Origin of the sequence: Streptomyces sp. NPDC088923 (assembly GCF_044749745.1) — a bacterium.
Classification (GTDB): Bacteria; Actinomycetota; Actinomycetes; order Streptomycetales; family Streptomycetaceae; genus Streptomyces.
Map to the genome: position 1 here is coordinate 808,121 of NZ_JBIVIO010000002.1, position 25,909 is coordinate 834,029.

At 73.1% G+C, this 25,909-nt stretch carries 22 protein-coding genes and 1 tRNA gene (1 of these 23 only partly in view); 15 read left to right on the plus strand and 8 right to left on the minus strand.

Annotated features, from left to right (window positions below; translation table 11 throughout):
* Positions 1–24: transfer RNA gene (locus ACIP4O_RS14775), tRNA-Glu, on the plus strand; it begins 149 nt to the left of the window's first position.
* Positions 25–207: 183 nt separating this feature from the next.
* Here ACIP4O_RS14775 and ndgR read toward each other — a convergent pair.
* A complete protein-coding gene (gene ndgR, locus ACIP4O_RS14780) occupies positions 208–927 on the minus strand; it encodes an IclR family transcriptional regulator NdgR (RefSeq protein ID WP_007821702.1) in 720 nt (239 codons plus the stop codon).
* Between the two features lie 178 nt (positions 928–1,105).
* Here ndgR and leuC point away from each other — a divergent pair, with 178 nt between their 5' ends.
* From leuC to ACIP4O_RS14800, 4 genes are all read left to right on the plus strand, one after another.
* Positions 1,106–2,527, plus strand: a complete 1,422-nt coding sequence (gene leuC / locus ACIP4O_RS14785) for a 3-isopropylmalate dehydratase large subunit (RefSeq protein WP_401574824.1) — start codon at positions 1,106–1,108, stop codon at positions 2,525–2,527.
* A gap of 6 nt (positions 2,528–2,533) precedes the next feature.
* A complete protein-coding gene (leuD, locus tag ACIP4O_RS14790; protein ID WP_401574825.1) occupies positions 2,534–3,127 on the plus strand; it encodes a 3-isopropylmalate dehydratase small subunit in 594 nt (197 codons plus the stop codon).
* 336 nt (positions 3,128–3,463) lie between these two features.
* A complete protein-coding gene (locus ACIP4O_RS14795) occupies positions 3,464–3,691 on the plus strand; it encodes a hypothetical protein (RefSeq protein WP_361330163.1) in 228 nt (75 codons plus the stop codon).
* Positions 3,692–3,844: 153 nt separating this feature from the next.
* Complete coding sequence (locus tag ACIP4O_RS14800) at positions 3,845–4,474, plus strand: HU family DNA-binding protein (RefSeq protein ID WP_009068862.1); 630 nt, start codon at positions 3,845–3,847, stop codon at positions 4,472–4,474.
* Between the two features lie 229 nt (positions 4,475–4,703).
* Here ACIP4O_RS14800 and ACIP4O_RS14805 read toward each other — a convergent pair whose 3' ends face one another.
* Positions 4,704–4,907, minus strand: coding sequence for a hypothetical protein (locus tag ACIP4O_RS14805; protein WP_401574826.1), 204 nt, complete (start codon positions 4,905–4,907; stop codon positions 4,704–4,706).
* Positions 4,908–4,963: 56 nt separating this feature from the next.
* Positions 4,964–5,662: a 2-phospho-L-lactate guanylyltransferase gene (gene cofC / locus ACIP4O_RS14810; RefSeq protein ID WP_401574827.1), complete on the minus strand. Its 699-nt coding sequence runs from the start codon at positions 5,660–5,662 to the stop codon at positions 4,964–4,966.
* A 201-nt stretch (positions 5,663–5,863) separates the two neighbouring features.
* Here cofC and ACIP4O_RS14815 point away from each other — a divergent pair, with 201 nt between their 5' ends.
* The 3 genes from ACIP4O_RS14815 (at position 5,864) to ACIP4O_RS14825 (ending at position 9,221) form a co-directional block, all read left to right on the plus strand.
* Positions 5,864–6,754, plus strand: coding sequence for a lysophospholipid acyltransferase family protein (locus tag ACIP4O_RS14815; protein WP_401574829.1), 891 nt, complete (start codon positions 5,864–5,866; stop codon positions 6,752–6,754).
* Positions 6,751–7,782, plus strand: a complete 1,032-nt coding sequence (locus tag ACIP4O_RS14820) for an NAD(P)H-dependent glycerol-3-phosphate dehydrogenase (RefSeq protein ID WP_401574830.1) — start codon at positions 6,751–6,753, stop codon at positions 7,780–7,782. The genes ACIP4O_RS14815 and ACIP4O_RS14820 overlap by 4 nt, the downstream gene beginning before the upstream one ends.
* A 269-nt stretch (positions 7,783–8,051) precedes the next feature.
* Positions 8,052–9,221: a D-alanine--D-alanine ligase family protein gene (locus ACIP4O_RS14825; protein WP_361330178.1), complete on the plus strand. Its 1,170-nt coding sequence runs from the start codon at positions 8,052–8,054 to the stop codon at positions 9,219–9,221.
* A 445-nt stretch (positions 9,222–9,666) separates the two neighbouring features.
* Here ACIP4O_RS14825 and ACIP4O_RS14830 read toward each other — a convergent pair whose 3' ends face one another.
* Together ACIP4O_RS14830 and ACIP4O_RS14835 are read right to left on the minus strand one after the other, a co-directional pair.
* A complete protein-coding gene (locus ACIP4O_RS14830; RefSeq protein ID WP_401574831.1) occupies positions 9,667–10,167 on the minus strand; it encodes a DUF3515 domain-containing protein in 501 nt (166 codons plus the stop codon).
* 21 nt (positions 10,168–10,188) lie between these two features.
* Positions 10,189–10,422, minus strand: coding sequence for an Lrp/AsnC family transcriptional regulator (locus ACIP4O_RS14835; protein WP_009068869.1), 234 nt, complete (start codon positions 10,420–10,422; stop codon positions 10,189–10,191).
* 221 nt (positions 10,423–10,643) lie between these two features.
* Here ACIP4O_RS14835 and ACIP4O_RS14840 point away from each other — a divergent pair, with 221 nt between their 5' ends.
* Entirely contained in the window at positions 10,644–11,636 is a 993-nt protein-coding gene (locus ACIP4O_RS14840) for a thiamine-phosphate kinase (RefSeq protein WP_361330184.1), read from the plus strand.
* Positions 11,637–11,916: 280 nt separating this feature from the next.
* Positions 11,917–12,726, plus strand: coding sequence for a bifunctional hydroxymethylpyrimidine kinase/phosphomethylpyrimidine kinase (gene thiD / locus ACIP4O_RS14845; protein ID WP_401574832.1), 810 nt, complete (start codon positions 11,917–11,919; stop codon positions 12,724–12,726).
* A gap of 319 nt (positions 12,727–13,045) precedes the next feature.
* On the opposite strand, the gene ACIP4O_RS14850 is transcribed toward thiD, so the two are convergent.
* From ACIP4O_RS14850 to rpmB, 3 genes are all read right to left on the minus strand, one after another.
* Positions 13,046–14,353, minus strand: a complete 1,308-nt coding sequence (locus ACIP4O_RS14850) for an FAD-dependent monooxygenase (protein WP_401574833.1) — start codon at positions 14,351–14,353, stop codon at positions 13,046–13,048.
* 176 nt (positions 14,354–14,529) lie between these two features.
* Complete coding sequence (locus tag ACIP4O_RS14855) at positions 14,530–17,880, minus strand: AfsR/SARP family transcriptional regulator (protein ID WP_401574834.1); 3,351 nt, start codon at positions 17,878–17,880, stop codon at positions 14,530–14,532.
* Positions 17,881–18,115: 235 nt separating this feature from the next.
* Positions 18,116–18,301 carry a 50S ribosomal protein L28 gene (gene rpmB, locus ACIP4O_RS14860; RefSeq protein WP_008745436.1) on the minus strand — a complete coding sequence of 62 codons (186 nt, stop codon included), beginning with the start codon at positions 18,299–18,301 and terminating at the stop codon, positions 18,116–18,118.
* Between the two features lie 268 nt (positions 18,302–18,569).
* Here rpmB and ACIP4O_RS14865 point away from each other — a divergent pair, with 268 nt between their 5' ends.
* The 5 genes from ACIP4O_RS14865 to ACIP4O_RS14885 all read left to right on the plus strand — a co-directional run bounded on the left by ACIP4O_RS14865 (position 18,570) and on the right by ACIP4O_RS14885 (position 25,843).
* Complete coding sequence (locus ACIP4O_RS14865) at positions 18,570–20,423, plus strand: DAK2 domain-containing protein (protein WP_401574954.1); 1,854 nt, start codon at positions 18,570–18,572, stop codon at positions 20,421–20,423.
* Between the two features lie 356 nt (positions 20,424–20,779).
* Positions 20,780–23,020, plus strand: coding sequence for an ATP-dependent DNA helicase RecG (gene recG, locus ACIP4O_RS14870; protein ID WP_401574955.1), 2,241 nt, complete (start codon positions 20,780–20,782; stop codon positions 23,018–23,020).
* A gap of 190 nt (positions 23,021–23,210) precedes the next feature.
* Positions 23,211–23,798, plus strand: coding sequence for a 16S rRNA (guanine(966)-N(2))-methyltransferase RsmD (rsmD, locus tag ACIP4O_RS14875; RefSeq protein ID WP_401574835.1), 588 nt, complete (start codon positions 23,211–23,213; stop codon positions 23,796–23,798).
* 26 nt (positions 23,799–23,824) lie between these two features.
* Positions 23,825–24,304, plus strand: a complete 480-nt coding sequence (gene coaD, locus ACIP4O_RS14880; RefSeq protein WP_203606758.1) for a pantetheine-phosphate adenylyltransferase — start codon at positions 23,825–23,827, stop codon at positions 24,302–24,304.
* A gap of 300 nt (positions 24,305–24,604) precedes the next feature.
* The gene (locus tag ACIP4O_RS14885) at positions 24,605–25,843 is read left to right on the plus strand and encodes a cell division initiation protein (RefSeq protein WP_401574836.1); all 1,239 of its coding nucleotides are present in this window, start codon (positions 24,605–24,607) and stop codon (positions 25,841–25,843) included.
* Positions 25,844–25,909: the final 66 nt, after the last annotated feature.

Genomic DNA, 25,909 nt, shown 5'->3' on the forward strand with positions numbered 1-25,909 from the left:
CCGGTTCGAATCCGGTCGGGGGTACTTCTCGAAAAGCCCTCCATCCTTCACGGATGGGGGGCTTTCTGCTGTGCGCGGGCTGTCCGCTGTGCGCGCGGCGGGCGCTGGTCCGGACGGGCGGGGCGGCTTCGTCGGCGTCCCGCCCGTACCGGCGGGGTACGGGAATGGTGCGTGCGGTACGGGGTCCTGCGTGCGGGTGCGGAGTGTTCAGCCACCGTTGCGGCGCAGCGCCTCGGAGAGGCGGGCCGCGGCGTCGATGATGGCCTGGGCGTGCATCCGCCCCGGGTGGCGCGTGAGGCGCTCGATCGGCCCGGAGACCGAGACGGCGGCGACGACACGGTTCGAGGGGCCCCGTACCGGCGCCGAGACCGAGGCCACGCCCGGCTCGCGCTCGCCGATCGACTGGGCCCAGCCCCTGCGCCGTACCCCCGAGAGCGCGGTCGCGGTGAAACGCGCGCCCTGGAGGCCGCGGTGCAGCCGCTCCGGCTCCTCCCAGGCGAGCAGGATCTGCGCCGAGGAACCCGCCTTCATCGTCAGCGTCGAACCTACGGGCACCGTGTCCCGCAGTCCGGACAGCCGTTCCGCCGCCGCGACGCAGATCCGGGTGTCGCCCTGCCTGCGGTAGAGCTGCGCGCTCTCGCCCGTCACGTCGCGCAGGTGCGTGAGCACCGGGCCCGCCGTGGCGAGCAGCCGGTCCTCGCCGGCCGCGGCGGCGAGTTCCGAGAGGCGGGGGCCGAGGATGAACCGGCCCTGCATGTCCCGCGCCACCATGCGGTGGTGCTCCAGTGCCACGGCAAGGCGGTGTGCCGTGGGCCTGGCGAGCCCTGTCGCGCCGACCAGGGAGGCGAGAGTGGCCGGACCGGACTCAAGGGCGCTCAGAACGAGAGCAGCCTTGTCGAGTACGCCGACGCCGCTAGAGTTGTCCATGCAACGATATTCGCGTCTCACTCTGTGAAACGCAAGTTCAATTTCCACGGGAAGTTGCCACTCTGTACGAGCGGGCCCGAGGACCACCGGGCCCCAGGACCGCCGCCACCCACGAGGGGACGGTTGGGTACTCACCTCCTAGTTGGGCCAGGCATCGCCGCCGGCCGAAGGGAAAGCGATGGGTAGGACACTCGCGGAGAAGGTCTGGGACGACCACGTCGTCCGGCGCGCCGAGGGCGAGCCCGATCTCCTCTACATCGACTTGCACCTGCTGCACGAGGTCACCAGCCCACAGGCGTTCGACGGCCTCCGCCAGAACGGCCGGCAGGTGAGGCGCCTCGACCTCACCATCGCGACCGAGGACCACAACACCCCGACCCTCGACATCGACAAGCCCATCGCGGACCCCGTCTCGCGCGCCCAGCTGGAGACGCTGCGCAAGAACTGCGCGGACTTCGGCGTACGGCTGCACCCGCTCGGCGACGTCGAGCAGGGCGTCGTCCACGTCGTGGGACCGCAGCTCGGCCTCACCCAGCCCGGCACCACCGTCGTCTGCGGCGACTCGCACACCTCGACGCACGGCGCCTTCGGCGCCCTCGCCTTCGGCATCGGCACCTCGCAGGTCGAGCACGTGCTCGCCACGCAGACGCTGCCGCTCGCCCGCCCGAAGACGATGGCCGTCACCGTCGAGGGCGAACTGCCCGCCGACGTCACGGCGAAGGACCTGATCCTCGCCGTCATCGCGAAGATCGGCACGGGCGGCGGCCAGGGCTACATCCTGGAGTACCGGGGCAGCGCCATCGAGAAGCTCTCGATGGAGTCCCGGATGACCATCTGCAACATGTCGATCGAGGCCGGTGCCCGCGCGGGCATGATCGCGCCCGACGAGACGACGTTCGCCTACCTCAAGGACCGCCCGCACGCGCCGCAGGGCCCCGAGTGGGAGGACGCGGTCGCGTACTGGAAGACACTGCGCACCGACGACGACGCGGTCTTCGACGCCGAGGTCGTCATCGACGGCTCCGCGCTCGCCCCCTTCGTCACCTGGGGCACCAACCCGGGCCAGGGCGCGCCGCTCTCGGCGAACGTCCCCGACCCGGCGAGCTTCGACGACCCCTCCGCGCGCTTCGCCGCCGAGAAGGCCCTGGAGTACATGGGCCTCGCCGCCGGGCAGCCGCTGCGCGAGATCCCCGTCGACACCGTCTTCGTCGGCTCGTGCACCAACGGCCGTATCGAGGACCTGCGCGCCGCCGCCGACGTGCTGCGCGGTCGCGCGGTCGCCGACGACGTCCGCATGCTGGTCGTCCCCGGTTCCGTACGGGTCGCGCTCCAGGCCGTCGAGGAGGGCCTCGACAAGGTCTTCACCGAGGCCGGGGCCGAGTGGCGGCACGCCGGCTGCTCGATGTGCCTGGGCATGAACCCGGACCAGCTCGCCCCCGGCGAGCGCTCCGCGTCCACGTCCAACCGCAACTTCGAGGGCCGGCAGGGCAAGGGGGGCCGCACCCACCTCGTCTCGCCCAAGGTGGCCGCAGCCACGGCGGTCCTGGGCCGCCTCGGCTCGCCCGCCGACCTCACCGCCACCGCGCCCTCGGGAGTCTGAACCACCATGGAAGCCTTCACCGTCCACACCGGCCGCGCCGTCCCGCTGCGGCGCTCCAACGTCGACACCGACCAGATCATCCCCGCGCACTGGCTCAAGAAGGTCACACGCGACGGCTTCGAGGACGGCCTCTTCGAGGCCTGGCGCAAAGACCCGGAGTTCGTACTGAACAAACCGGAGCGCGCCGGGGCCACCGTCCTCGTCGCCGGCCCGGACTTCGGCACCGGCTCCTCGCGCGAGCACGCCGTCTGGGCGCTCCAGAACTACGGCTTCAAGACCGTCATCTCCTCGCGCTTCGCCGATATCTTCCGCGGCAACTCGCTGAAGAACGGTCTCCTGACGGTCGTCCTCGACCAGAAGGTCGTCGAAGCGCTCCAGGAACTGGTCGAGCGGGACCCGCGGGCCGAGATCAGGGTCGACCTCCAGGAGCGCCAGGTGCGCGCCGAGGGCGTCACCGCGGACTTCGAGCTCGACGAGAACTCCCGCTGGCGGCTGCTCAACGGACTCGACGACATCAGCATCACGCTGCGCGAGGACGACTCGATCGCGGCGTACGAGGCGCGCCGGCCGGCCTTCAAGCCGCGCACGCTCCCGGTGTGAGGTGAGGGCCGGCCGCCGGATGGTGTGAACCGGCCGCTCGTGGAACCCGTTCTGTGCCCCTGGTCGTACGACGACCGGGGGCACGGTCGTGTGCGGCGTCGGCCGACCGGCTCGCGGAGCCTTGGCCAAAAACCCTCGGTCGGCGCAGTGTTGCGGTTGCCGGCGACGCGCCCGGGGCGCCGCCGAACGGGTGGTGTCAACTCCCTTGCCCCGCAAGGCAGAAGACCTGCGATTATGGCCTCTGCCTGCACTTCCCCGGGCCGCCGACGAGGCCGCCCCAGACGGTAGTTACCCCCTGCGCAGGCGACAACTCAGGCCAGATGGCACAATCGAGGCATGGAAAGCGACGGCCAACTCCAGCTTTACGGCGCGGTCGCCGACCAACTCAAAGAAGCACATACAAGGGTGCGCACACTGCAAGTCCCGGAGAGCGTACGGATGGCGCTGACCCGGAAGCTGCTGGTCATTACGGCCGCGGCCAAACACGATCTCGCAGGTGCGGCGGCACGCCTGGACCGGTTGTTGAAGGACATCGACGAGGGACGTTATCCCGGTGACGGCTGAATCCAGCCGTGGAGCGGGACTCTCCCGGGTCCAGTGGGTGTTGCGGCACAAGGGTGATTAGCCCGTTTCGTGTTTGATTTGCGGTATATATCCGCCTAGCGTGCGAAAAAGCTTGAACAGATTCGTTCTGGCAATGTCTCCGAAGGGGAAGACGTGAACAAGGCGCAGCTCGTGGAAGCGATTGCCGACAAGCTCGGCGGGCGGCAGAACGCCGCCGACGCCGTGGACGTGGTCCTGGACGCCATCGTCCGGGCCACCGTCGCCGGTGACCGGGTCTCCGTCACCGGGTTCGGCTCGTTCGAGAAGGTCGACCGTCCGGCCCGGTACGCCCGCAACCCCCAGACCGGGGAGCGGGTCCGCGTGAAGAAGACCTCGGTACCGCGCTTCCGCGCGGGCCAGGGCTTCAAGGACCTCGTCGCGGGGACCAAGAAGCTTCCGAAGAACGACGTCGCGGTGAAGAAGGCCCCCAAGGGCAGCCTCACCGGCGGTACCAAGACCACCGCCAAGGCGGCGGCGAAGAAGGCCACGGCGAAGAAGGCGACGGCCGCCAAGAAGGCCACCACGGCCGCCGCTCCGGCGAAGAAGACCACCGCCACGGCGAAGAAGGCCACCACCAAGAAGGCCACCCCGGCGGCGAAGAAGGCGACGGGCACCTCCGCGACCGCGAAGAAGACCACGGCCAAGACGGCGCCGGCGAAGAAGGCGACCGCCAAGAAGGCCCCGGCCAAGAAGAGCACGGCGCGCACGACCACCGCCAAGAAGGCGACAGCGCGCAAGAAGTGACCCTCCCGCACGTCGTGCGCCTTCGGCGGTGACGCTCTTTCTCCCGCACCGGACGCAGTGACGTCACGGCCGCGGCCGGACCTCCGGTCCTCCGGAGGGACGTGGCACCCACGCGTCGGGCCGGGCTCCTCGGGGAGCCCGGCCCGCGGCGTGTCCGGAGGGTGCGTGGTGGGGCGGGCGCGTACGGGGGCGCCGGGTGCGCGCGTGCGGGCCGGCCGCCGACGGTGGTTCAGAAGGTCTGCAGCGTCACCAACGTGATGCGCGGTGCCGCCGCTTCGCCCTCGGTCTCGATCCGCACGCGCTGCCCGGGACGCAGCAGCCGCAGCCCGCCCGCGAGGAACGCGGCGCCGTCGAAGGGCACGGGGGTGCCGTCGTCGAGCAGCACGCTGCCGCTGTGGTCCGAGGGATCGTAGGTGTACGCCGTTGCCTGCATGGGGGGACCCTAACGGGGCGACGGCCGCGGCGGGTCGGCGGGACGCCGCGCGGTGGCTACGTACCGGCGGGGCCCGCGACGTGTTCCCGCGACGGGAGCGCGGCGGCGACGCGGCGGGTGTGCGGGCCGACGCCCAGGGCGAGTGCCGCGCGCAGATCGGTGACCGTGTCCACGTCCTGCCGCACCGAGGCGACGGCGCCCGGGTCGAGTTCCACCGCGCCCGAGGCCCGGTGGCGGCTGCGGGAGTGCCCGCCGAAAAGGGGGCTCAATTCCGTACCGGAAAGCGCGGCGAGAAATGTCGTGCCGATTTCCGCGGCATCGGGAAGAAAAGAACGCGGGAAATGCGCGGCGGCGCGCAGGACGGCGGACAGCTCCGCCGGGCGCAGGGCGGGCAGATCCGCGTTGAGGGCGGCGACGGCGCCGCGCGCGGTGCCGCGCCTGGCCGCGCTCGCCCCGTGCGCGAGGGCGGCGTTGAGGCCGGCCCCCGGAGTGTCGGGGACCACACGCGCGCCGAGCGCGGCGAGGGCGGCACCGCCCCGCGCGTCGTCCGTGACGACCACCACACCCCGTACCTCGGGACACGCGAGCGCGGCCGCGACGGTGTCCTGCGCGAAGGCGAGCGCGAGGCGGCGACGGCTCGGCGCCGAGAGCGGCCCGGCGAGCCGGGACTTGGCCAGGGAGAGGGGCTTCACCGGGACGACCAGGGTCCATGGTGGGGGCGCGGCGGGCCCGGCGGGAGTGTTCATCGCCGCCATTGTCGCCCGTGGACGCCGCGCGGGCAGGGGGCGGTACGGCGGCCCGGACGGCGCGGGAGGGGGCGCGCGAACCGGCCTCGGGGGAGTGCGCGGGCGTACCGTGTTCTCGACAGACGGGGGAGGCGGGTCCACACTTGTGCGGCCTGCCAGGCGCAGTACGTGATCTTTGGCCCGGGTCGGGCCGAACAGGAAGGTGCACGCGTGTCCCGCCGTAAAATCGGCTTTTGGTATCGCTTTGCCGCGGCGATGCTCAAGCCGCTGTTGCTGGTCTTCTTCAAGCGGGAATGGCGCGGAGCGGAGCACATGCCCGAGGACGATGGATTCATCACCGTCGTCAACCACAATTCGTACATCGACCCGTTGTCGTACGCGCACTTCCAGTACAACACCGGACGGCTGCCGCGTTTCCTCGCGAAGGACGGCCTTTTCAAGCACGGCATTGTCGGCGCCATGATGCGCGGCACCCAGCAGATCCCCGTCTACCGTGAGACGACCGACGCGATGGACGCCTTCCGGGGCGCCGTGCGGGCCATCGAGAAGGGCGAGTGCGTCGCCTTCTACCCCGAGGGCACCCTCACGCGCGATCCCGCGCAGTGGCCCATGAGCGGCAAGACCGGTGCGGCGCGTGTCGCGTTGGCGACGCGCTGCCCCGTGATCCCCGTCGCGCAGTGGGGCGCCAACCTCGCGATGCCGCCGTACGCCAAGGAGAAGAAGCTGCGGCTGCTGCCCCGCAAGACGCTCCAGGTGCTCGCCGGGGCGCCCGTCGACCTCTCCGCGTACTACGGCAAGGAGCCGACGCCCGAACTCCTGCGCGAGGTCACGGAGGTGCTGATGCGCGCCGTCACGGACCTGCTGGAGGAGTTGCGGGGCGAGAAGGCACCGGCGGAGATCTACGATCCGCGCAGGGCCCGGATAGAACAGCGTCGTCGGGCCGCGGCCAAGCGTGCCGGCGGTCCGGACGGCGCGGCCCAGGCGCACGACGCGGACGGGAGCGGTCCGCGCGACGCGGGCGGGATTCGTCCGCGCGGCGTGGACGGAACGCGTCCGCGCGACGAGAGCACGACGCACGCGACAGGGGAGCACACCACGTGACAGGCCAGTCCGGCCGGAACGACCGTCCCGCCAAAGCCGCCGTCTTCGGCAGCGGTTCCTGGGGCACCGCCTTCGCCATGATCCTCGGCGACGCCGGGAACGACGTGACCGTATGGGCCAGGCGCCCCGAGGTCGCGGAGGCGATCAACACGACGCGCACCAACCCCGGCTATCTGCCGGGCACGGTCCTGCCCGAGCGGGTACGTGCCACGAGCGATCCCGCGGAGGCCGCGGACGGCGCGGAGCACGTCTTCTTCGTGGTCCCCTCGCAGACGCTGCGCGAGAACCTCACCGCCTGGGCGCCGTTGTTCGGGCGCGAGAGCGTGCTCGTCTCGCTCATGAAGGGCGTCGAACTCGGTTCGACGATGCGGATGAGCGAGGTCATCGAGGACGTCACGAAGGCGCCGCGGGAACGGGTCGCCGTCGTCACCGGGCCGAACCTCGCGGGCGAGATCGCCGCGCGGCAGCCCGCCGCCGCCGTCGTCGCCTGCCGCGACGAGGACGTCGCCCGGCGCATCCAGCACGCCTGCCTCACCCCGTACTTCCGGCCCTACACCAACACCGACGTGGTCGGTTGCGAGCTCGGCGGCGCGGTCAAGAACGTGATCGGGCTCGCGGTCGGCATCGCCGACGGCATGGGGCTCGGCGACAACACCAAGGGCTCGCTCATCACGCGCGGGCTCGCCGAGACGACGCGGCTCGGCCTCGCGATGGGCGCGGACCCGATGACGTTCTCCGGGCTCGCGGGGCTCGGCGACCTCGTCGCGACGTGCTCCTCGCCGCTCTCGCGCAACCACACCTTCGGCACGAATCTCGGGCGCGGGATGAGCCTCGCGGAGACCGTCGCGGTCACCAACCAGACGGCGGAGGGCGTCAAGTCCTGCGAGTCCGTCCTCGCGCTCGGCCGCGCGCACGGGATCGACATGCCGCTCACCGAGACGGTGGTGAGCATCGTGCACGAGGGGAAGTCGCCGCTGGTGGCGGTGGAGGAGCTGATGTCGCGCAGCGCGAAGTCCGAGCGGGCGTAGGGGGCGGGACGGCGCGTTCGATGGGCGTGGGGCGGGGCGATTGATGGGCGTGGGGCGGGGCGGGCCGGGAACTGTGGGGCTCCGTCCCACGCCCCGCTCCTCAACCTCCCCCAGCCTTCGGCCGGGGGGACGCCCGGGAGGGGCTGGATCGGTGGCCGGTGTGGTGCCGGGGCGCGGCTCCGTGAGGTTCGGCCGGGTGGTGACGGCGGGCGACAAGCCGGGCGCCGGGCGCTGACGGGGCGGGGAGCAGCAGGTACCCTCATCGCGATATGAGCAGCCAGAACCTCCCCCAGAGCCCTGTTCCTCCCGTCGAAGGGGGAGAGCCGCGCAAGCCGCGGGTCGCCGTCGTCTTCGGCGGGCGAAGCTCCGAGCACGGAGTCTCCGTCGTCACGGCCGGTGCCGTGCTCAGTGCCATCGACCGGGAAAAGTACGACGTGCTGCCGATCGGCATCACCGGAGAGGGCCGCTGGGCCCTCGCCGTCGACGAACCGGCCCGGATGGCCATCGCGGACCGTGCGATGCCCACCGTCGAGAGCCTCGCGGAGTCCCTGGAGGGCAGCGTCGTGCTGCCCTTCGACCCCTCCGTGCGTGAGGTCGTCTACGCCGAGCCGGGCTCGGTCCCCAAGGCGCTCGGCGAGGTCGACGTCGTCTTCCCGATGCTCCACGGGCCCTACGGCGAGGACGGGACGCTCCAGGGCCTCCTGGAACTCTCCGGGACGCCCTACGTCGGCGCCGGGGTGCTCGCCTCCGCGGTCGGGCAGGACAAGGAGTACATGAAGCGGATCTTCACGTCGTTCGGGCTCGCGGTCGGCCCGTACCTCGTGATCCGCCCGCGCGAGTGGGAGCAGGACCCCGACGGCGCGCGCCGCCGCATCGCCGATTTCGCCGGTGACCACGGCTGGCCGCTCTTCGTGAAGCCCGCGCGCGGCGGCTCCTCCGTCGGCATCAGCAAGGTCGACGGTTTCGACGACCTCGACGAGGCGATCGAGGAGGCGCGGCGCCACGACCCGAAGTTCCTGATCGAGGCGCTCGTCCAGGGGCGCGAGATCGAGTGCGGGGTCCTGGAGTTCGAGGACGGGCCGCGCGCGAGCGTGCCCGCCGAGATCCCGCCGGTCACCGACCACGCCTACTACGACTTCGAGGCGAAGTACATCGACTCGGCCTCGGGCCTCGTGCCGGCTCCGCTCACGCCCGAGGAGACCGCCGAGATCCAGCGCCTCGCGGTCGCAGCCTTCGAGGCGACCTCCTGCGAGGGCCTCGTGCGCGCCGACTTCTTCCTCACCGACGACGGCTTCGTCATCAACGAGATCAACACCATGCCCGGCTTCACTCCCATTTCGATGTACCCGCAGATGTGGGAGAAGAGCGGCGTCGGCTACGCCGAACTCGTGGACCGGCTCATCCAGGCGGCGCTGCGGCGGTCCACGGGGCTGCGGTAGGGGGTTGCGGGGGGGCGTGGGGCGTGGGGTGTGTGTGGCGCGGGGCGCGCGGTGCGTGGCGTGCGGTGCGTGGCGCGGTACGCGTGGCAGCGCGGTGCTTGTGGCTCCGTGTGCGTGGCGTGGCGCGGGTGGCGCGGTGTTTGTGGCTTTGCGTGCGCGTGGCGTGGCGCGGGTGGCGCGGTGCGCTGAGTCGTGACGCAGGTGCGGTGACGTACGCGACGTGGCATATGCGACGTCGCGTGTGACCTGCGGTGATGCGCGCGACGTAGGCGGTGCGACGTACGCGACGTACGCGACGTGGTCTCAGCGGCGGGCGGTGACGTCGTGGGCGCGGGGGCTGTGTGGCGGGGCCGGCGGGTGGGGTGCGCGCGACGCGGGTGGCCGCGTCGTGCCCGTACCGTCGCCTCGTCCCCGTACCACTGCCGCGGCGGGACCCTCTCGGCGCTCAGCCCTCCGCGATGCCCTTCGGGATGGTGCCCGCGACGGGCTTCGCGAGGTCGGTCAGGGGGGAGAGGCCGTTGTCGGTGCGTGAGGCGGGGATCGTGACCTCGACGTAGGCGATGCGCAGCGTCGTGTAGAGGCGGTAGGGGCCACCGTCCTTGTGGACGATGGCCCAGTCCACGCCGTTGACCTCGACGCCGTCCGTCTTCGGGTCGTCGAGAGCGGCCGGACGGGGCACTCCGCAGCGCAGTATGATCGCCGGGCCGCCCCATCCGGCCGTCAGTTCGGACTTCGGAGCCGGGTTGTTCCTGTCGAGTCCGTCCACGTGCTCCGGAAGCTTCGTGTGCAGCTTCCGGCACGCCTTCGCGGCCGCGGCGTCCGGTGCGGGGACCGCGGCCTTCGCCGCGGAGTCCGCCGCCGAGTCCGACGACGAACAGCCGACGGCGGTCAGCAGCGGGAGCAGGACTGCGGGAACGAGCAGTCGCCGCAGCACGGAGATGTTCACGCCGCCCAGCCTAGACGGGGGTTACAGATGGACGACGGGGCAGGTCAAGGTCCTGGTGATGCCCTCCACCTGCTGCACCTTCGCGACGACCATGCGACCGAGGTCGTCCATCGTCGTCGCCTCGGCACGCACGATCACGTCGTACGGGCCCGTGACGTCCTGGGCTTGTATCACACCGTCGAACGAGCCGATGAGTTCGGCTACCGCGGAGGACTTGCCGACCTCCGTCTGGATCAGAATGTACGCCTGTACCACGGAACCTCCAGGGCGGCCATGAGGATCATGGGGGAAAGGGGACGCCACGGTATCGCGTCGCCGCGCGCCGCGGGGAGCCCCCCGCGCGTGCTGCGCCCCGCTCCGTACGGCGGTGCCGCTTCCGGGGGACGCGGCGCACGGAAGTTCAGGCAAGACTTGACGGTATCCGCGGCGGCGAAGGCACAGGGCCGTGCACGGTACGGCGCAGAAGGGGCACAGGGATGAAGGGCACTGTGGGGGAACTCGGCGAGTTCGGGCTCATCAGAGAGATGACGGCGCGACTCACCACGACACCGGCGGTGCGGCTCGGCCCGGGCGACGACGCCGCCGTCGTGGCCGCGCCCGACCGCCGCGTCGTGGTGAGCACCGACGTCCTCGTGGAGGGCCGGCACTTCCGGCGCGACTGGTCGACCGCGTACGACGTCGGGCGCAAGGGCGCGGCGCAGAACCTCGCCGACATCGCCGCCATGGGCGCGGTGCCCACCGCCCTCGTCCTCGGCCTCGTCGTACCCGCGACGCTGCCCGCGACATGGGCGACCGAGCTGATGGACGGGCTGCGCGACGAGTGCCAGGTGGCGGGCGCGGCGGTGGTCGGCGGCGACCTCGTACGCGGCGACACGATCACCGTCGCGATCACGGCGCTCGGCGACATGCGCAACCAGGAGCCGGTCGTGCGCTCCGGGGCGCATCCGGGCGACGTCGTCGCCGTCACGGGCTGGCTCGGCTGGTCCGCCGCCGGGCACGCCGTCCTCTCGCGCGGCTTCCGCTCCCCGCGCGCCTTCGTCGAGGCGCACCGCAGGCCCGAACCGCCCTACCACGCGGGCCCCGCCGCCGCCGCGCTCGGCGCGACGTCCATGACCGACGTGAGCGACGGCCTCATCGCCGACCTCGGGCACATCGCCGAGGCGAGCAACGTCCGCATCAACCTCGTCTCCGGCAAGGTCGACGTGCCCTCGCAGATGTACGACATCGGGCAGGCCGTCGGCGTCGACCCGCTCCAGTGGGTGCTCACGGGCGGCGAGGACCACGCGATCGTCGCGACGTTCCCGCCGGACGTGAAGCTCCCGGCGCGCTGGAAGGTCATCGGCGAGGTCCTGCACCCCTCGGCCCGCCCCGAGGTGACCGTCGACGGCGCGCCGTGGACGCGCGCGGGCGGCTGGGACCACTTCGGCGCGGACGAGGGGGACGACGGGATCGAGGTGCCGGGGCGGTGACGGCGCGGGGGTGAACGTCGCGGGGTGGGGGCTGGTGACGTCGCGCGGGGGCGGCGTCGGTGCGGGGTGAGTCGGTGTGGTCGGCGCGGTCGGCGCGGTCGGCGTGGGGTGCGTCGGCGCGACGTGGCATATGCGACGTCGCGTGTGACCTGCGGTGATGTGCGTGGCGTGCGCGACGTGCCGGGGCGGCGCGGGGCGGTACGCGACGTGCCGGGCTGCGTGGGCGACGTAGCGCGACGTGAGTGCGCCGCGAAGCGGAGGGGGCGGTAGATTCGAGCGTATGCACATACCCCCGCGCGTTCTGACCGTGGCCGGTTCCGACTCCGGCGGCGGCGCCGGCATTCAGGCGGACCTCAAGACGATGCTCGCGCTGGGCGTGCACGGGATGAGCGTGCTCACCGCCGTCACGGCGCAGAACTCGCTCGGCGTGCAGGGCGCCTGGAACCTCCCCGTCGAGGCCGTGCGTGCCCAGTACCGCAGCGTCGTCGACGACATCGGCGTCCAGGCTGTCAAGACCGGGATGCTCTCCTCCGCCGCGCTCGTCGAGACGGTCGCGGAACTCCTCGCGGCGACGGACGCGCCGACCGTCGTCGACCCGGTGGGCGTCTCCAAGCACGGCGACGCGCTGCTCGCCTCGGAGGCCCTCGACTCGGTACGCACGCGGCTGCTCCCCGTCGCCACCGTCGCGACCCCCAACCTGGACGAGGTCGCCCAGCTCACCGGCGTCCACGTCACCCGCCCCGAGGACCTGCCCGAGGCGGCGGCGGCCGTCCTCGCCCTCGGCCCGCGCTGGGCCCTGATCAAGGGCGGCCACCTGGAGGGCGAGGCCGTGGACCTCCTCACGGACGGTACGGAAGAACACTGGCTGCGCGCCCCCCGCCTCGACAACCGCCACACCCACGGCACCGGCTGCACCCTCGCCTCCGCCGTCGCCTCCCACCTCGCCCTCGGCCACGACGTCCCGACCGCGGTCCGCGCCGCGAAGGACTACGTCACCGGCGCCATCGCGGCGGGCTTCCCGCTCGGCGCGGGCATCGGCCCCGTCGACCACGGGTGGCGGTTCCGGGGGGCGGAGGCTCAGGCGGGCTGAGCGGGCTGAGCGGGCTGCGGTTGGCGGTTGAGGCAAGCCGGCGGGGGTGTCGTGGTGACGCCGCGGAAGCCGCCGACGCCGTTGGACCTCACGACGTAGGGAGGGGCGGCGAGAGGTGTGACGCGGCGTGGCGTCCGCGCGACGTGGCATATGCGACGTCGCGTGTGACCTGCGGTGATGCGGGGCGTCTCCGCGACGTGGCGGCGCGAGCGCGCGACGTCGCGCCGCTTTCTCCTCGCGACGTCGCGTCGCCTGCTCCACGCCACGCCTACGCGCCTTCCACGCGGCGTCACCCCAGCCCGCACGCGACGTCGCGGCATCATCCGCGCGCGACGTCGCGACGCGCCCCGTAGCGCAGGGGGTAGTCCTTGAGCCGGATGTTCTGCGCGGCGTGGAGGGTCAGGCGCCGGAAGACGCGCGTCATGAGGCGTGCGCTGAGGACGCGGTACATGCGGTCGCGGCGGCGGATCGCCGCTTCTGTCGCGGGGGCGAAGAAGGGGCCGACGTTGGCGGCGGTCTTCTGGCAGCCGCGCGCGAAGGCCGTCATCTCCGCCTCGTAGGCCGCGAAGGCCTCACGGTGCGCGCCGCGCGCCGCCGCGAGTTCGCCGGCGAGCACGTATGCGCCGACGAGCGCGCAGCCCGTGCCCATAGCGCCCATCGTCGCGCCGTACCCCGCGTCGCCGAGCAGGACGACGCGGCCTCGCGCGAGCCCCTCCACGTCGCTCCGGGCGAGCGCGTCGAAGTACAGGTCGTGCGCGTCGTCCAGCGCGTCGAGGACGCGCGCCGTGTGCCAGCCGCCGCCCGCGAACCGCTCCCGCAGCACCCGCTTGTGCGCCGCGACGTCGCGGCGGTCGTGGTCCAGCGGCTCCGAGGCGAAGACGAGCGAGGCGAGGGCGCGCGCCGGGTCGCCGCCGTAGTGGCTGAGCAGGACGGTACGCCCGGGCTCCGTGTACATGCGCGCCGTGCGTTCCAGACCGAGGTGGTTCGGGAGACCGAAGGCGGCGAAGTAGTAGCCGCCGAAGCGTACGTGGCGCTCTTCCGGACCGAAGACCAGGGCGCGCGTGTGCGAGTGGAGGCCGTCGGCCCCCACCACGAGGTCGTACCGCTCCGGCGCGCCCCGCTCGAACGACACGTCCACGCCGTCGTCGTCCTGCCGGAGCGAAGCGATGGAGTCGTCGAAGACGTAGCGGACCGAGTACCGCGTGTGCTCGTACATGATCTCCGCCAGGTCGCCGCGGTGGATCTCGACGTCGCCGCTGAGCATCGACGCCGTCAGCGTCACGAGCACCTTGTCCCTCGCGTCGACGACGCTCTGCGCGCCCATGTGCGTCTGCCGCGCCGCCACGTCGTCCGCGATGTTCATGGCGCGCAGCACCTCGGCGTGAACGGCGCCCCGGAAGTCCACGGCGAAGCCGCCCGGGCGGAGTTCCGGCGCCTTCTCCACCACGGTCACCTCCGCCCCGTAACGGTCCAGCCAGGCCGCGACCGCAGGGCCCGCCACGCTCGCCCCGGAGACGAGGACGCGCAGCCCGGCGAGCGGCGGGCGTGCGACTGCGGGGGCTGGGGCGGGGGTGGCGCGGAGGGGGCGTCTGACGTCGGGCGGGGTGGTGTCGCTCTTCTCGGTCATGCCGACAGGGTCGGGCCGGGCGCTTACCGGGCGCTTACCGTGCGCTGACGGGCGGGTACAGGAGACGTCGCGGGGGAACGGTGCGGCGCGACGTGGGGGTGCTGGGTGTCTGATACGTCGCGAAGTGGCGGGCGCGGGATGCCCGGTGCGTCACGACGCGCCGTCACTACGCCGCGTCACGACACCTCCGGCTCCGCGCGACTTCCCCGCTCCCACGCCGTGCGGTACGCGGCATCGCCCAGTGCCTCGCCCAACGTCGCGCGCAGCCCGGCCTCTTCACTGCCCTCGCCCGAGCTAACGGCCGGGACCCCCCACAGGGCCTCCGCGTGCCCCAGATGCTCCGCCGCGCCGCGGAGAAGCTCCCGCGACGCCGCGGTGCCCGCGCTTCGAGCGGCTCCCGACGTGCGCGTCCCGTGCCCGGACTCCGCGACGTACAGGCGCGCGAGCACCTCGTACGTCTCCGCGCGCACGCTTCGTACCGGCACCGTCGCCGCCTTCGCCCGTGCGCGCTCCGCGCCGTCTCTCGCGCGCGCCACTTCGCCCGCGTCGAGGTCCGTTCGCACCAGCCCGAGCAGGGCTCGGACCTCCTCCGCGACGCCGAACCACGTCCCGGAGAACAGCTTGAGCGCCGCGGCGTAGCGCTCGCGCGCCGTGGACGCGGCGCCGTCGTGCCGCGCGACGTCGCCCAGGCCACGCAGCGCGACGCCGACTTTGTCGGCCAGCCCGTAGCGTCGGTACGCCGCTTCGGCACGCCTCAGGTCCGCTTCGGCGTCGCGTGGACGACGCGCCCGTAGCAGCACCTCCGCACGGTGGGTGAGCATGTCGGCGTGCTCCTCCGACGACCGCAGTCGCTCCGTCAGTTCCAGCGCCTCGTCGAGCATCACGAGCGCCTCGGCGCGACGCCCGAGGAACTCCGCGGCGTACGCGAGCCTGTCGAGGGTGTTGGCGATGCCCCAGCGGTCGCCAAGCGCGCGGAAACCGCGCAGCGCCTCGCGATACGTCGCCTCCGCCGCGTGGGGGCGTCCCGCCTCGGTCTCCAGCAGACCGGTGCCGAGCAGGAGCAGCGACCTCGCCCATGGCGACCCGCTCAGCTGCCACCCGGCCGACTCGTCGCCCCACTCCCTCGGCCCGCCCGCCAAGGACCACAGCACGCCGACCGCGGGGTGTCGCACCGGCGTCGTGAGACCTTCCAGCAAAGCGTTCGCACGGTCCGTCAGGGCCCGCCGCTCCTCCACCGGCAGATCCTCCGACGTCGCGGCGCACAGACACAGCGCGTACTCCTCGGCGAGACCCGGCGGCGGTATGTCGCCCAGCACCGCGAGGAGCGCACGCGCCGCGCCGACCTGTCCGCCGTGCAGTCCGCGTAGCCGCCAGAACCAGGCGAGCGCGGCGACCATGCGCAGGGCGCGGTCCGGCGCACGGGAGCACAGATGACGCAGCGCCGCGTCGAGTTCGTGGCGCTCGGACATGAGACGGTCCAGGGCCGCCACCTGGCGGGCCTCGTGCAGCAGAGGCTCGCTCTCCTCGGCGAGGCGCAGGAACCAGGCGGCGTGGGCATCCCGCAGGCGCTCCGTATCGTCCTCGGCGGCGAGTTGTCCCGCGCAGTAGTCGCGGATCGTCTGGAGCATGCGGTAGCGGCCGGACCGCACCTCAAGGAAGGACTTCTCGACGAGCGAGTCGAGAAGGTCCGCCGCGGTGGGCGTCGAGCAGACCTCGGCGATGGTGGCGGCGTCCGCGCCGTCCACGAACACGGAAACACGTCGCGCGAGTTGACGCTCACGCGCGTCGAGCAGCTCCCAGCTCCACGCTACGACGGCACGCAACGTCCGGTGCCGCGGTGCCGCCGTCCGGTCCCCGCGTGACAGCAGCGCGAAGCGGTCGCTCAAGCGACCTTCCAGCTCGCGCGGAGACAACGTGCGCACGCGCGCCGCAGCCAGCTCCACGGCGAGCGGAAGTCCGTCGAGCCGCACGCAGATCCGCCGGATCACGTCCCTTTCGTCGGAGGCCCCCGGATCGGACGAGGTGTCCCCCGTGTCCGCCTCGTGCGTCGTGCTCCAGCCCTCGTGTCTCGGCGGGCGGACCGCCGCGGCGCGCACTTCGAAGAGCCGTACCGCGTCGGGGAGAGGAAGCGGCCGCACCGGGCGGACGTACTCGCCCGTGAGCCCGAGTGCCTCGCGGCTCGTCGCGAGCACCCGTGCACCGCCGCAGCCGGCGAGGAGCGAGGCGACGCATCGTGCGACGTCGGCGACAAGGTGCTCGCAGTTGTCCAGGACGAACAACACGGGGTGCGCACCGACCGAGGTGAGCAGCCGTCCCAGAGCGTCGTCCCCCACCGGACCCAGGAACGCGTCGCGCACGCCGAGCGCCGTCAGCAGCGCGTGGGGCACCTGGGCGCCGTCCTCCAACGTGGCCAGCTCGACGTAGCGAACCGGCGCGGCCACCGCCCGCGCCGTCTCGACCGCAAGCCTGGTCTTGCCCGCACCGCCGGGGCCCGTGAGCGTGACGAGGCGGCGGTCGGGATCGGCGAGCAGCGCGGTGAGCGCGGCGCGTTCCCGGTCGCGGCCGATGAACTCGGTGAGCGGAACGGGAAGGCTGTGCGGGACGGTGGGGGACGTCGCGTCGTCCGGTGCGTATGGCGGGGACGTCGCGGCACCACGACGCGATGTCGCGTGCCGTGGGGATGCCGCCCCGTCCGGTGGGGACGTCGCGTGCGACCTGCGGATTCGAGGCGACGTCGGCGCGACGTCGGGGCGTGACGTACCCGCGACGTCGCGTGACGTCGTTCCGCGCAGGAGGTCCGTGTGCAGCTCCGCGAGTTCCGCCGACGGGTCGGTGCCGAGACGTTCCGCGAGGAGCGCGCGGGTCTCCTCGTACAGCACGAGTGCCTCGGCCGGGTGGCCCGTGTCACGCAGGGCGCGCATCAGGAGGGCACGCAGGGGCTCGTCGAGCGGGCATGTCGCGAGCAGGCCGCGCAGTTCGGCGATGAGCGCCGGCGTCGGCCGCACTCGGAGGTCCGCGGCGATGCGCCCGCGCAGGGCGGCGGCGCGCAGTGCGTCGAGCCGCGCGGCGTGGGCGGTCCGTACCGCGACGTCGGGCAGTGCCTCGCCCCGCCACAGTTCCAGGGCCGTACGGAAAGCGACGGCAGCTCCCGTCGCGTCATCGGCTTCCAGCCGTCGGTGCCCCGAATCCGCGAGCGTCGCGAAGCGGTGCGCGTCGACGCATGCGCGGTCGGGGAGGCGGAGGCGGTAACCGGCGGCGACGTGCGTCACTTCGGCGCCTGTCGCGGCGATGCGGAGGCGCAGCCGGGAGACCTGTGACTGGAGGGCGTTGCGCGCGCCGTCGGGCGGCTGCTCGCCGTACACGCCGCGCAGCAGGTGCACGGCTGGTACGGCGCGTCCTTCGTCGAGCAGGAGCAGGGTGAGCAGGGCTCTCGGGCGGGAGCCGCCCATGGGCAGCGTCGCACCGTCCGGTGAGCGCACCACAAGCGGGCCGAGCACGCCGAAGAAGGGGAGCGGAGCGGCGCTCACGGGACACGGCCGGCAGCGTCCGGCCCCTTGCGTGGAGGCGGTCCCGTGCGTGGAGTCGGTCCGGTACGGGGCCTCGGCCCCGTACCGGGAGGAGACGCCCCCGCATCCGGGTACACGTAAGAGCCGGTCCGCCCTGAGGGGGACCGGCTCTCACAGCAACCAGCCAGGTGGCCGCGCCGCACTACGTCAGCGCGAGACCGGATCGGTACCGTCGTGAAACGGGACCGCCTCACGCTTAGCGCGAGACCTTGCCGGCCTTGATGCACGAGGTGCAGACGTTGAGCCGCTTCGGCGTTCCACCGACCACGGCACGCACGCGCTGGATGTTGGGGTTCCAGCGACGCGGCGTACGGCGGTGCGAGTGCGAAATGTTGTTGCCGAAGCCCGGCCCCTTGCCGCAGACGTCGCAGTTGGCAGCCACGGGTCACTCCAAAGACTTCAGATGCACTTACAGTGAATCCCGGCAGGCCGGGATCAGAGACGGAAGTGCCTGATTTGGCGTTGCCGGGGGGAATGGCCCGATTCTCATCGGGCAACCGGAGCAGCATACAGCGGCTACTCCCGCTCTACGAAACTACCATGACCGCGGCGATGGCTGTCCCCGGGCTCCGGCCGCACCCGGTCCGAGCTGCGACTACGCTGCGTTCGTCCGGCTGCGCAAGGAGGCCCTGGTGCCCGGGAAGGCCCTGATGTCCGGGAACGAAGGACGGCTCCTCGACGCCGCCACGCTGCGCGCCTGGTGCGCGACGGCACTCGACGCACTGGGCCGGGCGCGCGAGGAGATCGACTCCATCAACGTCTACCCGGTCGCCGACGGCGACACCGGGACCAACCTCTACCTCACGACCGAGGCGGCCTCCCGCGCCGTCGAGGCTGTTTTCGAGGCGTACGAGGACGGGGCGGCGTCCGGGGACGGTACGGACGCCTCGCCGGGGCCCGGCCTCGACGGGGTCGCCCGCGCCATGGCGCACGGCGCGCTCGTCGGCGCGCGCGGCAACTCGGGCACCATCCTGGCGCAGTTGCTGCGCGGCGCCGCGCAGGTGCTCGTCGGGGCCGCGGGCGAAGCGGTCGACGGCGTCGTCCTGGCCGCCGCCCTGCGCCGCGCCGCCGACGCCGCGTACGAGGCCGTGGCGCATCCCGTCGAGGGCACGGTCCTCACCGTCGCGTCGGCGGCGGCGCGCGCCTGCCCGCCGGACGAGGCCGACTGCCGCGTCGTCGCCCGCGCCGCGTACGACGCCGCGCGCGACGCCTTGGAGCGCACCCCGGGACAGCTCGCCGCGCTCGGTCGCGCGGGCGTCGTGGACGCGGGGGGCAGGGGCTTCGTCGCGGTACTCGCCGCGCTGGTGGCGGCGTTGGGCGGGGAGCCGTTCGCGGGCGGCCCCGTCGCGCGACCGGAGCGTTGGCAGTCGCGGCACCCGGAGACCCCGCGCGGGGTACGGGGCGGGGACGCGGCGCGGGTGGACGGCGCGGGATTGGACGGCGCGGGGGACGGGGACGACGCGGCGTCCGGGGAGGACGTCGCGGGGGGTGACGCCGCGCGGGGCGGAGACGTCGCGCGCGCGGGCGACGTTGCGGGGCGGGGGAGCGGTGACGTCGCGTGCCGGGACACCGAGGAGTGGGACGGGTCGGGGCCCGGGTACGAGGTGATCTACCTCCTCGACGCCGAGGACGACGCGGTGGCGCGTCTGCGCGCGCGGCTCGACGCGCTCGGGGAGTCCCTCGTCGTCGTCGGCGGGGACGGCCTGTGGCACGTCCATGTGCATGTGGACGACGCGGGGGCCGCCGTCGAGGCGGGTATCGAGGCGGGCCGCCCGCACCGCGTCCGCGTCACGCACTTCGCCTCCGACGCCGCGCGGCCCGCCCCCGCGAGCGGAGAGCGTGTCCCGCGCGCCATCGTCGCCGTCGTCCCGGGCGAAGGGCTCGCCGGGCTCTACGCGGAGGCGGGCGCCGCGACGGTGCCCGCCAGGCCGGGCGAACTGCCCGGCAGCGGAGAACTCGCCGAGGCGGTGCGTCGCGCGCACGCCCACGAAGTCGTCCTGCTGCCCAACGACGCCGACCTCCACCACACCGCCGCGGCCGCCGCGCAGGACGCGCGCCACCTGGGCGTACGCGTCGCCGTGATCCCCACCCGCTCCGCCGTGCAGGGCGTCGCCGCGCTCGCCGTGCACGAGGCGGAGCGGCGTTTCGACGAGGACGTCGTCGCCATGACCAGCGCCGCGGGCGCGACGCGCTACGCGGAACTCGCCGTGGCCGAACACCGCTCGTGGACCTCGGTCGGCATCTGCCAGGCCGGCGACGTGCTCGGGCTCATCGACGGCGACGTCGTGGTCATCGGGCAGGACGTCGCCGCGATCGCACGCACCGTGCTCGACCGGATGCTCGCGGCGGGCGGCGAGATGGTCACGCTCGTCCTCGGCGAGGACTGCCCGGGCACGCTCGCGGACGAACTGGAGCAGCACGTACGCGCGCACCACCTCGCGGTGGACACCGTCGTCTACGCCGGGGGACGGGACGCGGCGCTGCTGCTCGTCGGGGTGGAATGAGGCGTCGCGGCGGGGGCGTGCGGTGCGTCGTACGCGACGTGGCGCCGAGCCCATGGCTTACGCGACGTGGCGCCGTCCCCGCGACGTCGCGCCCTTCCCGCGACGCAGGCGACGCGGCGTACGCGCCGTGATGCCGCGCCGCGCGACGTAGCGCAAGCCCCGTACCCGCGTACCTCCCTCAGACCCCCCGGCTCCCCCCGGCCCCCCCGCCCCCGCACAGCTCCCCTCCCCGCCTCCCCCTCTGCTCTCCCGCGAGGCGTGGGCGACCGGTTGTCGGTCCCGTGGTGTGCAATGGGAGGGTGCCCACGCTCGATGAACCGCTGAAGAAGGTGCTCGGACCGCCCACCGCGAAGGTGATGGCCGAGCACCTCGGCCTGCACACCGTCGGTGACCTGCTCCACCACTACCCACGCCGCTACGCCGAGCGCGGGGAGCTGACGCGGCTCGCCGAGTTGCCGCTCGACGAGCACGTCACCGTCGTGGCGCGCGTGGCCGACGCGCGGGTGCACACCTTCAACGCGGGCCGCGGCAAGCGGCTCGAAGTGACCATCACGGACGGCAGCGGCCGGCTCCAACTGGTGTTCTTCGGGCGCGGCGTGCACAAGCCGCAGCACGACCTGCTCCCCGGCACGCGCGCGATGTTCGCGGGCAAGGTCTCCGTCTTCAACCGGAAGCTCCAGCTCGCCCACCCCGCCTACGAACTGCTCGCCGAGGAGAGCGACGCGCGCGAGGCCGCCGGGACCTGGGCGTCGAGCCTGCTGCCGATCTACCCGGCCACCGCGAAGCTGGAGTCCTGGAAGATCGCCAAGGCGGTCGACGCGGTGCTGCCGAGCGCGAACGAGGCGCTGGACCCCTTGCCCGATGCCCTGCGCGAGGGACGTGGGCTGCTGCCCCTGCCCGAGGCCCTGCTCAAGATTCACCGGCCGCGGAGCAGGGCCGACGAGGAGGCGGCGCGCGACCGCCTCAAGTGGGACGAGGCGTTCGTCCTCCAGACCGCGCTCGCCCGCCGCCGCCACGCCGACGCGCAACTGCCCGCCGTTCCGCGCCGCCCCGCCCCCGACGGGCTGCTCACGGCCTTCGACGCGCGCCTGCCCTTCACCCTCACCGAGGGCCAGCAGAAGGTCTCGCGCGAGATCTTCGACGACCTCGCCACCGATCACCCCATGCACCGTCTCCTCCAGGGCGAGGTCGGCTCCGGCAAGACGATGGTCGCGTTGCGCGCCATGCTCGCCGTCGTCGACGCGGGCGGTCAGGCGGCGATGCTCGCCCCGACCGAGGTCCTCGCGCAGCAGCACCACCGCTCGATCACCGAGATGATGGGCGACCTCGCCTCGGGCGGCACGCTCGGCGCGGCGGAGCACGCGACCGGCGTCGTGCTGCTCACGGGCTCGATGGGTGCCGCCGCGCGCCGGAAGGTCCTCCTCGACCTCGTGACCGGCGAGGCGGGGATCGTCATCGGTACGCACGCGCTCATCGAGGACGTCGTGAAGTTCCACGACCTCGGGCTCGTGGTCGTCGACGAGCAGCACCGTTTCGGCGTCGAGCAGCGCGACGCGCTGCGTTCCAAGGGCGCGCAGCCGCCGCACCTGCTCGTCATGACCGCGACGCCCATCCCGCGCACCGTCGCGATGACGGTCTTCGGCGACCTGGAGACCTCGGTACTCGACCAGCTTCCCGCCGGACGCTCCCCGATCGCGACGCACGTCGTCCCCGCCCAGGACAAACCCCACTTCCTGGCGCGCGCCTGGGAGCGCGTGCGCGAGGAGGTCGCCGGGGGCCATCAGGCGTACGTGGTCTGCCCACGTATCGGCGACGAGGAGGAGGCCGCGGGGGCCAAGGCGGCCAAGAAGGGGGCCAAGGCGGGCAAGGGCGCGTCCTCGCGCACGAGGGCGGCGCAGGACGCGGACGGCGCGGCGTTCGGTACGGGGTTCGGCGCGGACGACGAAGCGGGTGCCGACGCCGCCGGGGACAAGCGTCCGCCCCTCGCCGTGCTCGACGTCGCGCGCGGCCTCGCCGAGGGGCCGCTCGCCGGGCTGCGCGTCGGCATCCTGCACGGGCGGATGGCGCCGGACGGGCCGGACGGCAAGGACGCCGTGATGCGCCGCTTCGCGGCGGGCGAACTGGACGTGCTCGTCGCGACGACGGTCATCGAGGTAGGCGTCAACGTGCCCAACGCGACCGCCATGGTGATCATGGACGCCGACCGCTTCGGGGTCTCGCAACTCCACCAGCTGCGCGGGCGGGTGGGCCGCGGCTCCGCGCCGGGCCTGTGCCTGCTCGTCACGGACATGCCGGAGGCGAGCCCGGCGCGCGCCCGTCTCGGCGCCGTCGCCGCGACGCTGGACGGCTTCGAACTGTCGCGCGTCGACCTGGAACAACGTCGCGAGGGCGACGTCCTCGGCCAGGCGCAGTCCGGCGTCCGCTCCTCGCTGCGGATGCTCGCCGTCATCGAGGACGAGCAGATCATCGCCGAGGCCCGCGAGGAGGCCACGGCCGTCGTCGCCGCCGACCCCGCCCTGGAGGCGCACCCGGCACTGCGCACGGCACTGGACGCCCTGCTCGACGAGGAGAGGGAGAGCTATCTGGAGAAGGGGTGAGGAGCTGAGACGGGTGCGGGGCGAGGCGGCCTCGCGCGGGCATCACGCGGGCCCCCGCGCGCGTGCGCCGTCCCGCCGCCTACGCTGGACACGTACCGACCGGGTCCGGCCGGGAGGCCCGGTGGTGCGTATGCCGTGGTCGCCGGGACGGGCGCCGGCGAGGGCCGAGCGACGAGGACCGACTAGCACCATGACCCGCGTGATCGCCGGGACGGCCGGGGGCCGCCGCCTCGCCGTACCACCAGGCACCGGCACCCGCCCCACCTCCGAACGGGCGCGCGAGGGCCTCTTCTCCACGTGGGAGGCGCTCCTCGGCGGCCCGCTCGACGGCGAACGCGTCCTCGACCTGTACGGGGGCTCCGGCGCCGTGGGCCTGGAGGCGCTCTCGCGCGGCGCGGCACACGCGCTGCTCGTCGAGAGCGACGCGCGCGCCGTGCGCACCATCCGTGCGAACGTCCGCGACCTCGCCCTCCCGGGCGCCGAGGTCAGGCCGGGCAAAGCGGCGCAGATCGCCGCCGGGCCGCCGCCGTCGGCCCCGTACGACCTCGTCTTCCTCGACCCCCCCTACGCGGTCACGGACGCCGAACTCAGCGAGATTCTGATCACACTCCGTACTCACGGCTGGCTCGTTGACGAAGCGCTGGTCACCGTGGAGCGCAGCACCAGGGGCGGGGAGTTCGGCTGGCCGGGCGGCTTCGACGCACTGCGGTCCCGGCGCTACGGCGAAGGGACCTTTTGGTACGGTCGCGCCGCCTCCACGTGCGAAAACGCACCATGAATCGACCGCAGAGCGAGGGGATCACGTTGCGCCGCGCCGTCTGTCCTGGGTCCTTCGACCCGATCACCAACGGTCATCTCGACATCATCGCCCGGGCCTCCAAGCTCTACGACGTCGTGCACGTCGCCGTGATGATCAACAAGTCCAAGCGCGGGCTCTTCACGGTCGACGAGCGCATGGAACTGATCCGCGAGGTGACCGCCGAGTTCGGCAACGTCGAGGTCGAGGCCTTCCACGGTCTCCTCGTCGACTTCTGCAAGCAGCGCGACATCCCGGCCATCGTCAAGGGACTGCGCGCCGTCAGCGACTTCGACTACGAGTTGCAGATGGCCCAGATGAACAACGGGCTCTCCGGCGTCGAGACCCTCTTCGTCCCCACGAATCCCACCTACAGCTTCCTCTCCTCCTCGCTCGTCAAGGAGGTCGCGCAGTGGGGCGGCGACGTCTCCCACCTCCTGCCGCCGACCGTCCACACCGCGCTCACGCGCCGCCTCGCGGAGCAGTGAGGAGTAAGGGGAGAGCGGTGAGGCGAGAGCGGTGAGCGAGGCGGCGCGGGGGAGGGGCGCGACGTCGCGCGGTGACGTCGCGCCGCGCGGCCCCGTACGGCGCGACGTCGCGCCCCGCGCCACGTCCCGTACGCCGCCCCACGCCACGCGACACGTCGCGTCACGTCGCCCCGCGCCCCGTCATGACGTCGCGTCACCCGGTGTCGCCGCGCCGCGTCGTGGCCGTACAGTCGTCCCGTCCGGCTCCGCAGCAGCCGAGCGGTCCGTCTCCCCATCAGTCGAGAGAGTGGCGAGCACACGGTGGACGTGCAGAAGAAACTCGATGAGATCGTCGAGGTCGTCAACGCGGCCCGGTCCATGCCCATGTCGGCCTCCTGCGTGATCAACCGCGCCGACCTGCTCGCGATGCTGGAGGAGGTACGGGAGGCCCTGCCGGGTTCGCTCGCCCAGGCGCAGGAGCTGATCGGGGAGCGCGAGCGCATGGTCGGCGAAGCGCGCGCCGAGGCCGAGCGCATCATCCGCGGTGCGCACGACGAGCGCGGCAGCCTCGTCGCGGACACCGCCGTGGCGCGGCAGTCGCAGGGCGAGGCGGACCGCATCCTGGGCGAGGCGCGGCGCGAGGCGGCCGAGGTCAAGGCCGACGCCGACGACTACGTGGACAGCAAGCTCGCCAACTTCGAGGTCGTCCTCACCAAGACCCTCGGCTCCGTCGGGCGAGGCCGCGAGAAGCTCCTCGGTACCGGTGACGGTCTCGACGCGCAGGGCTACGAGGACCCCGACTACGCGGAGGCCCCCGAGCGCAGCGGCGACCCGGAGACGCTGCGCCGGCGCGCCGACGAGTACGTGGACGTCAAGCTCGGCGCCTTCGAGGCCGTGCTCGCCAAGACCCTCGACGCGGTGGGTCGCGGCCGCGACAAGCTGCACGGGCGCGTCGCGACCGACGACCTCGCCGCCCTCGCCGAGGACGGCGGCGAGCGCCAGTACAGCAGCGACTCCGACTACCTCGCCGACCTCGCCGCGACGCGCGACGCCACGCCGGACGCCGCGCCGCCCGGCGACTCCTCCGCGGGCGCCGGCGCCTCGGGCGGCACCTTCGGCGGCGGCATGTCGGGTGGCGGCACTCCCGGCGGCGGCACGTCGGGCGGTCTCGTACTCCCGCCGCTCCCCGAGCCCGCCGTCGCCGCGCTCCCCGAGCAGGCCCCGCAGCCTCCGGCGCAGCAGCCCTACGCCGCGCAGGCCGATCCGTACGGCTACGGGACGCAGACCGACGCGTACGGCTATCCGCAGCAGACCGACCCCTACGCCGCGCCCGCCGACCCCTACGGCTACCCGCAGCCGCAGGACCCGTACGCGACACAGAACGGCTACGGCTACCCGGACCCGCAGCAGGGGTACGAGCAGCAGCCCGCGCAGACGTGGCCGCAGCAGCAGACCCAGCAGCAGACCCAGTCGCAGGGCGGCTCGCTCGACGAGACGAGCTTCTTCGACACCACGATGATCAGCGCGGAGCAGTTGCGGGCGTACGAGCAGGGGCGCTGAGGGGACCGTCCGGCCGGGCCGGGGCCGGATTGGGCCGATAGCGCACTCTCCAGTACCCTGGTGTTT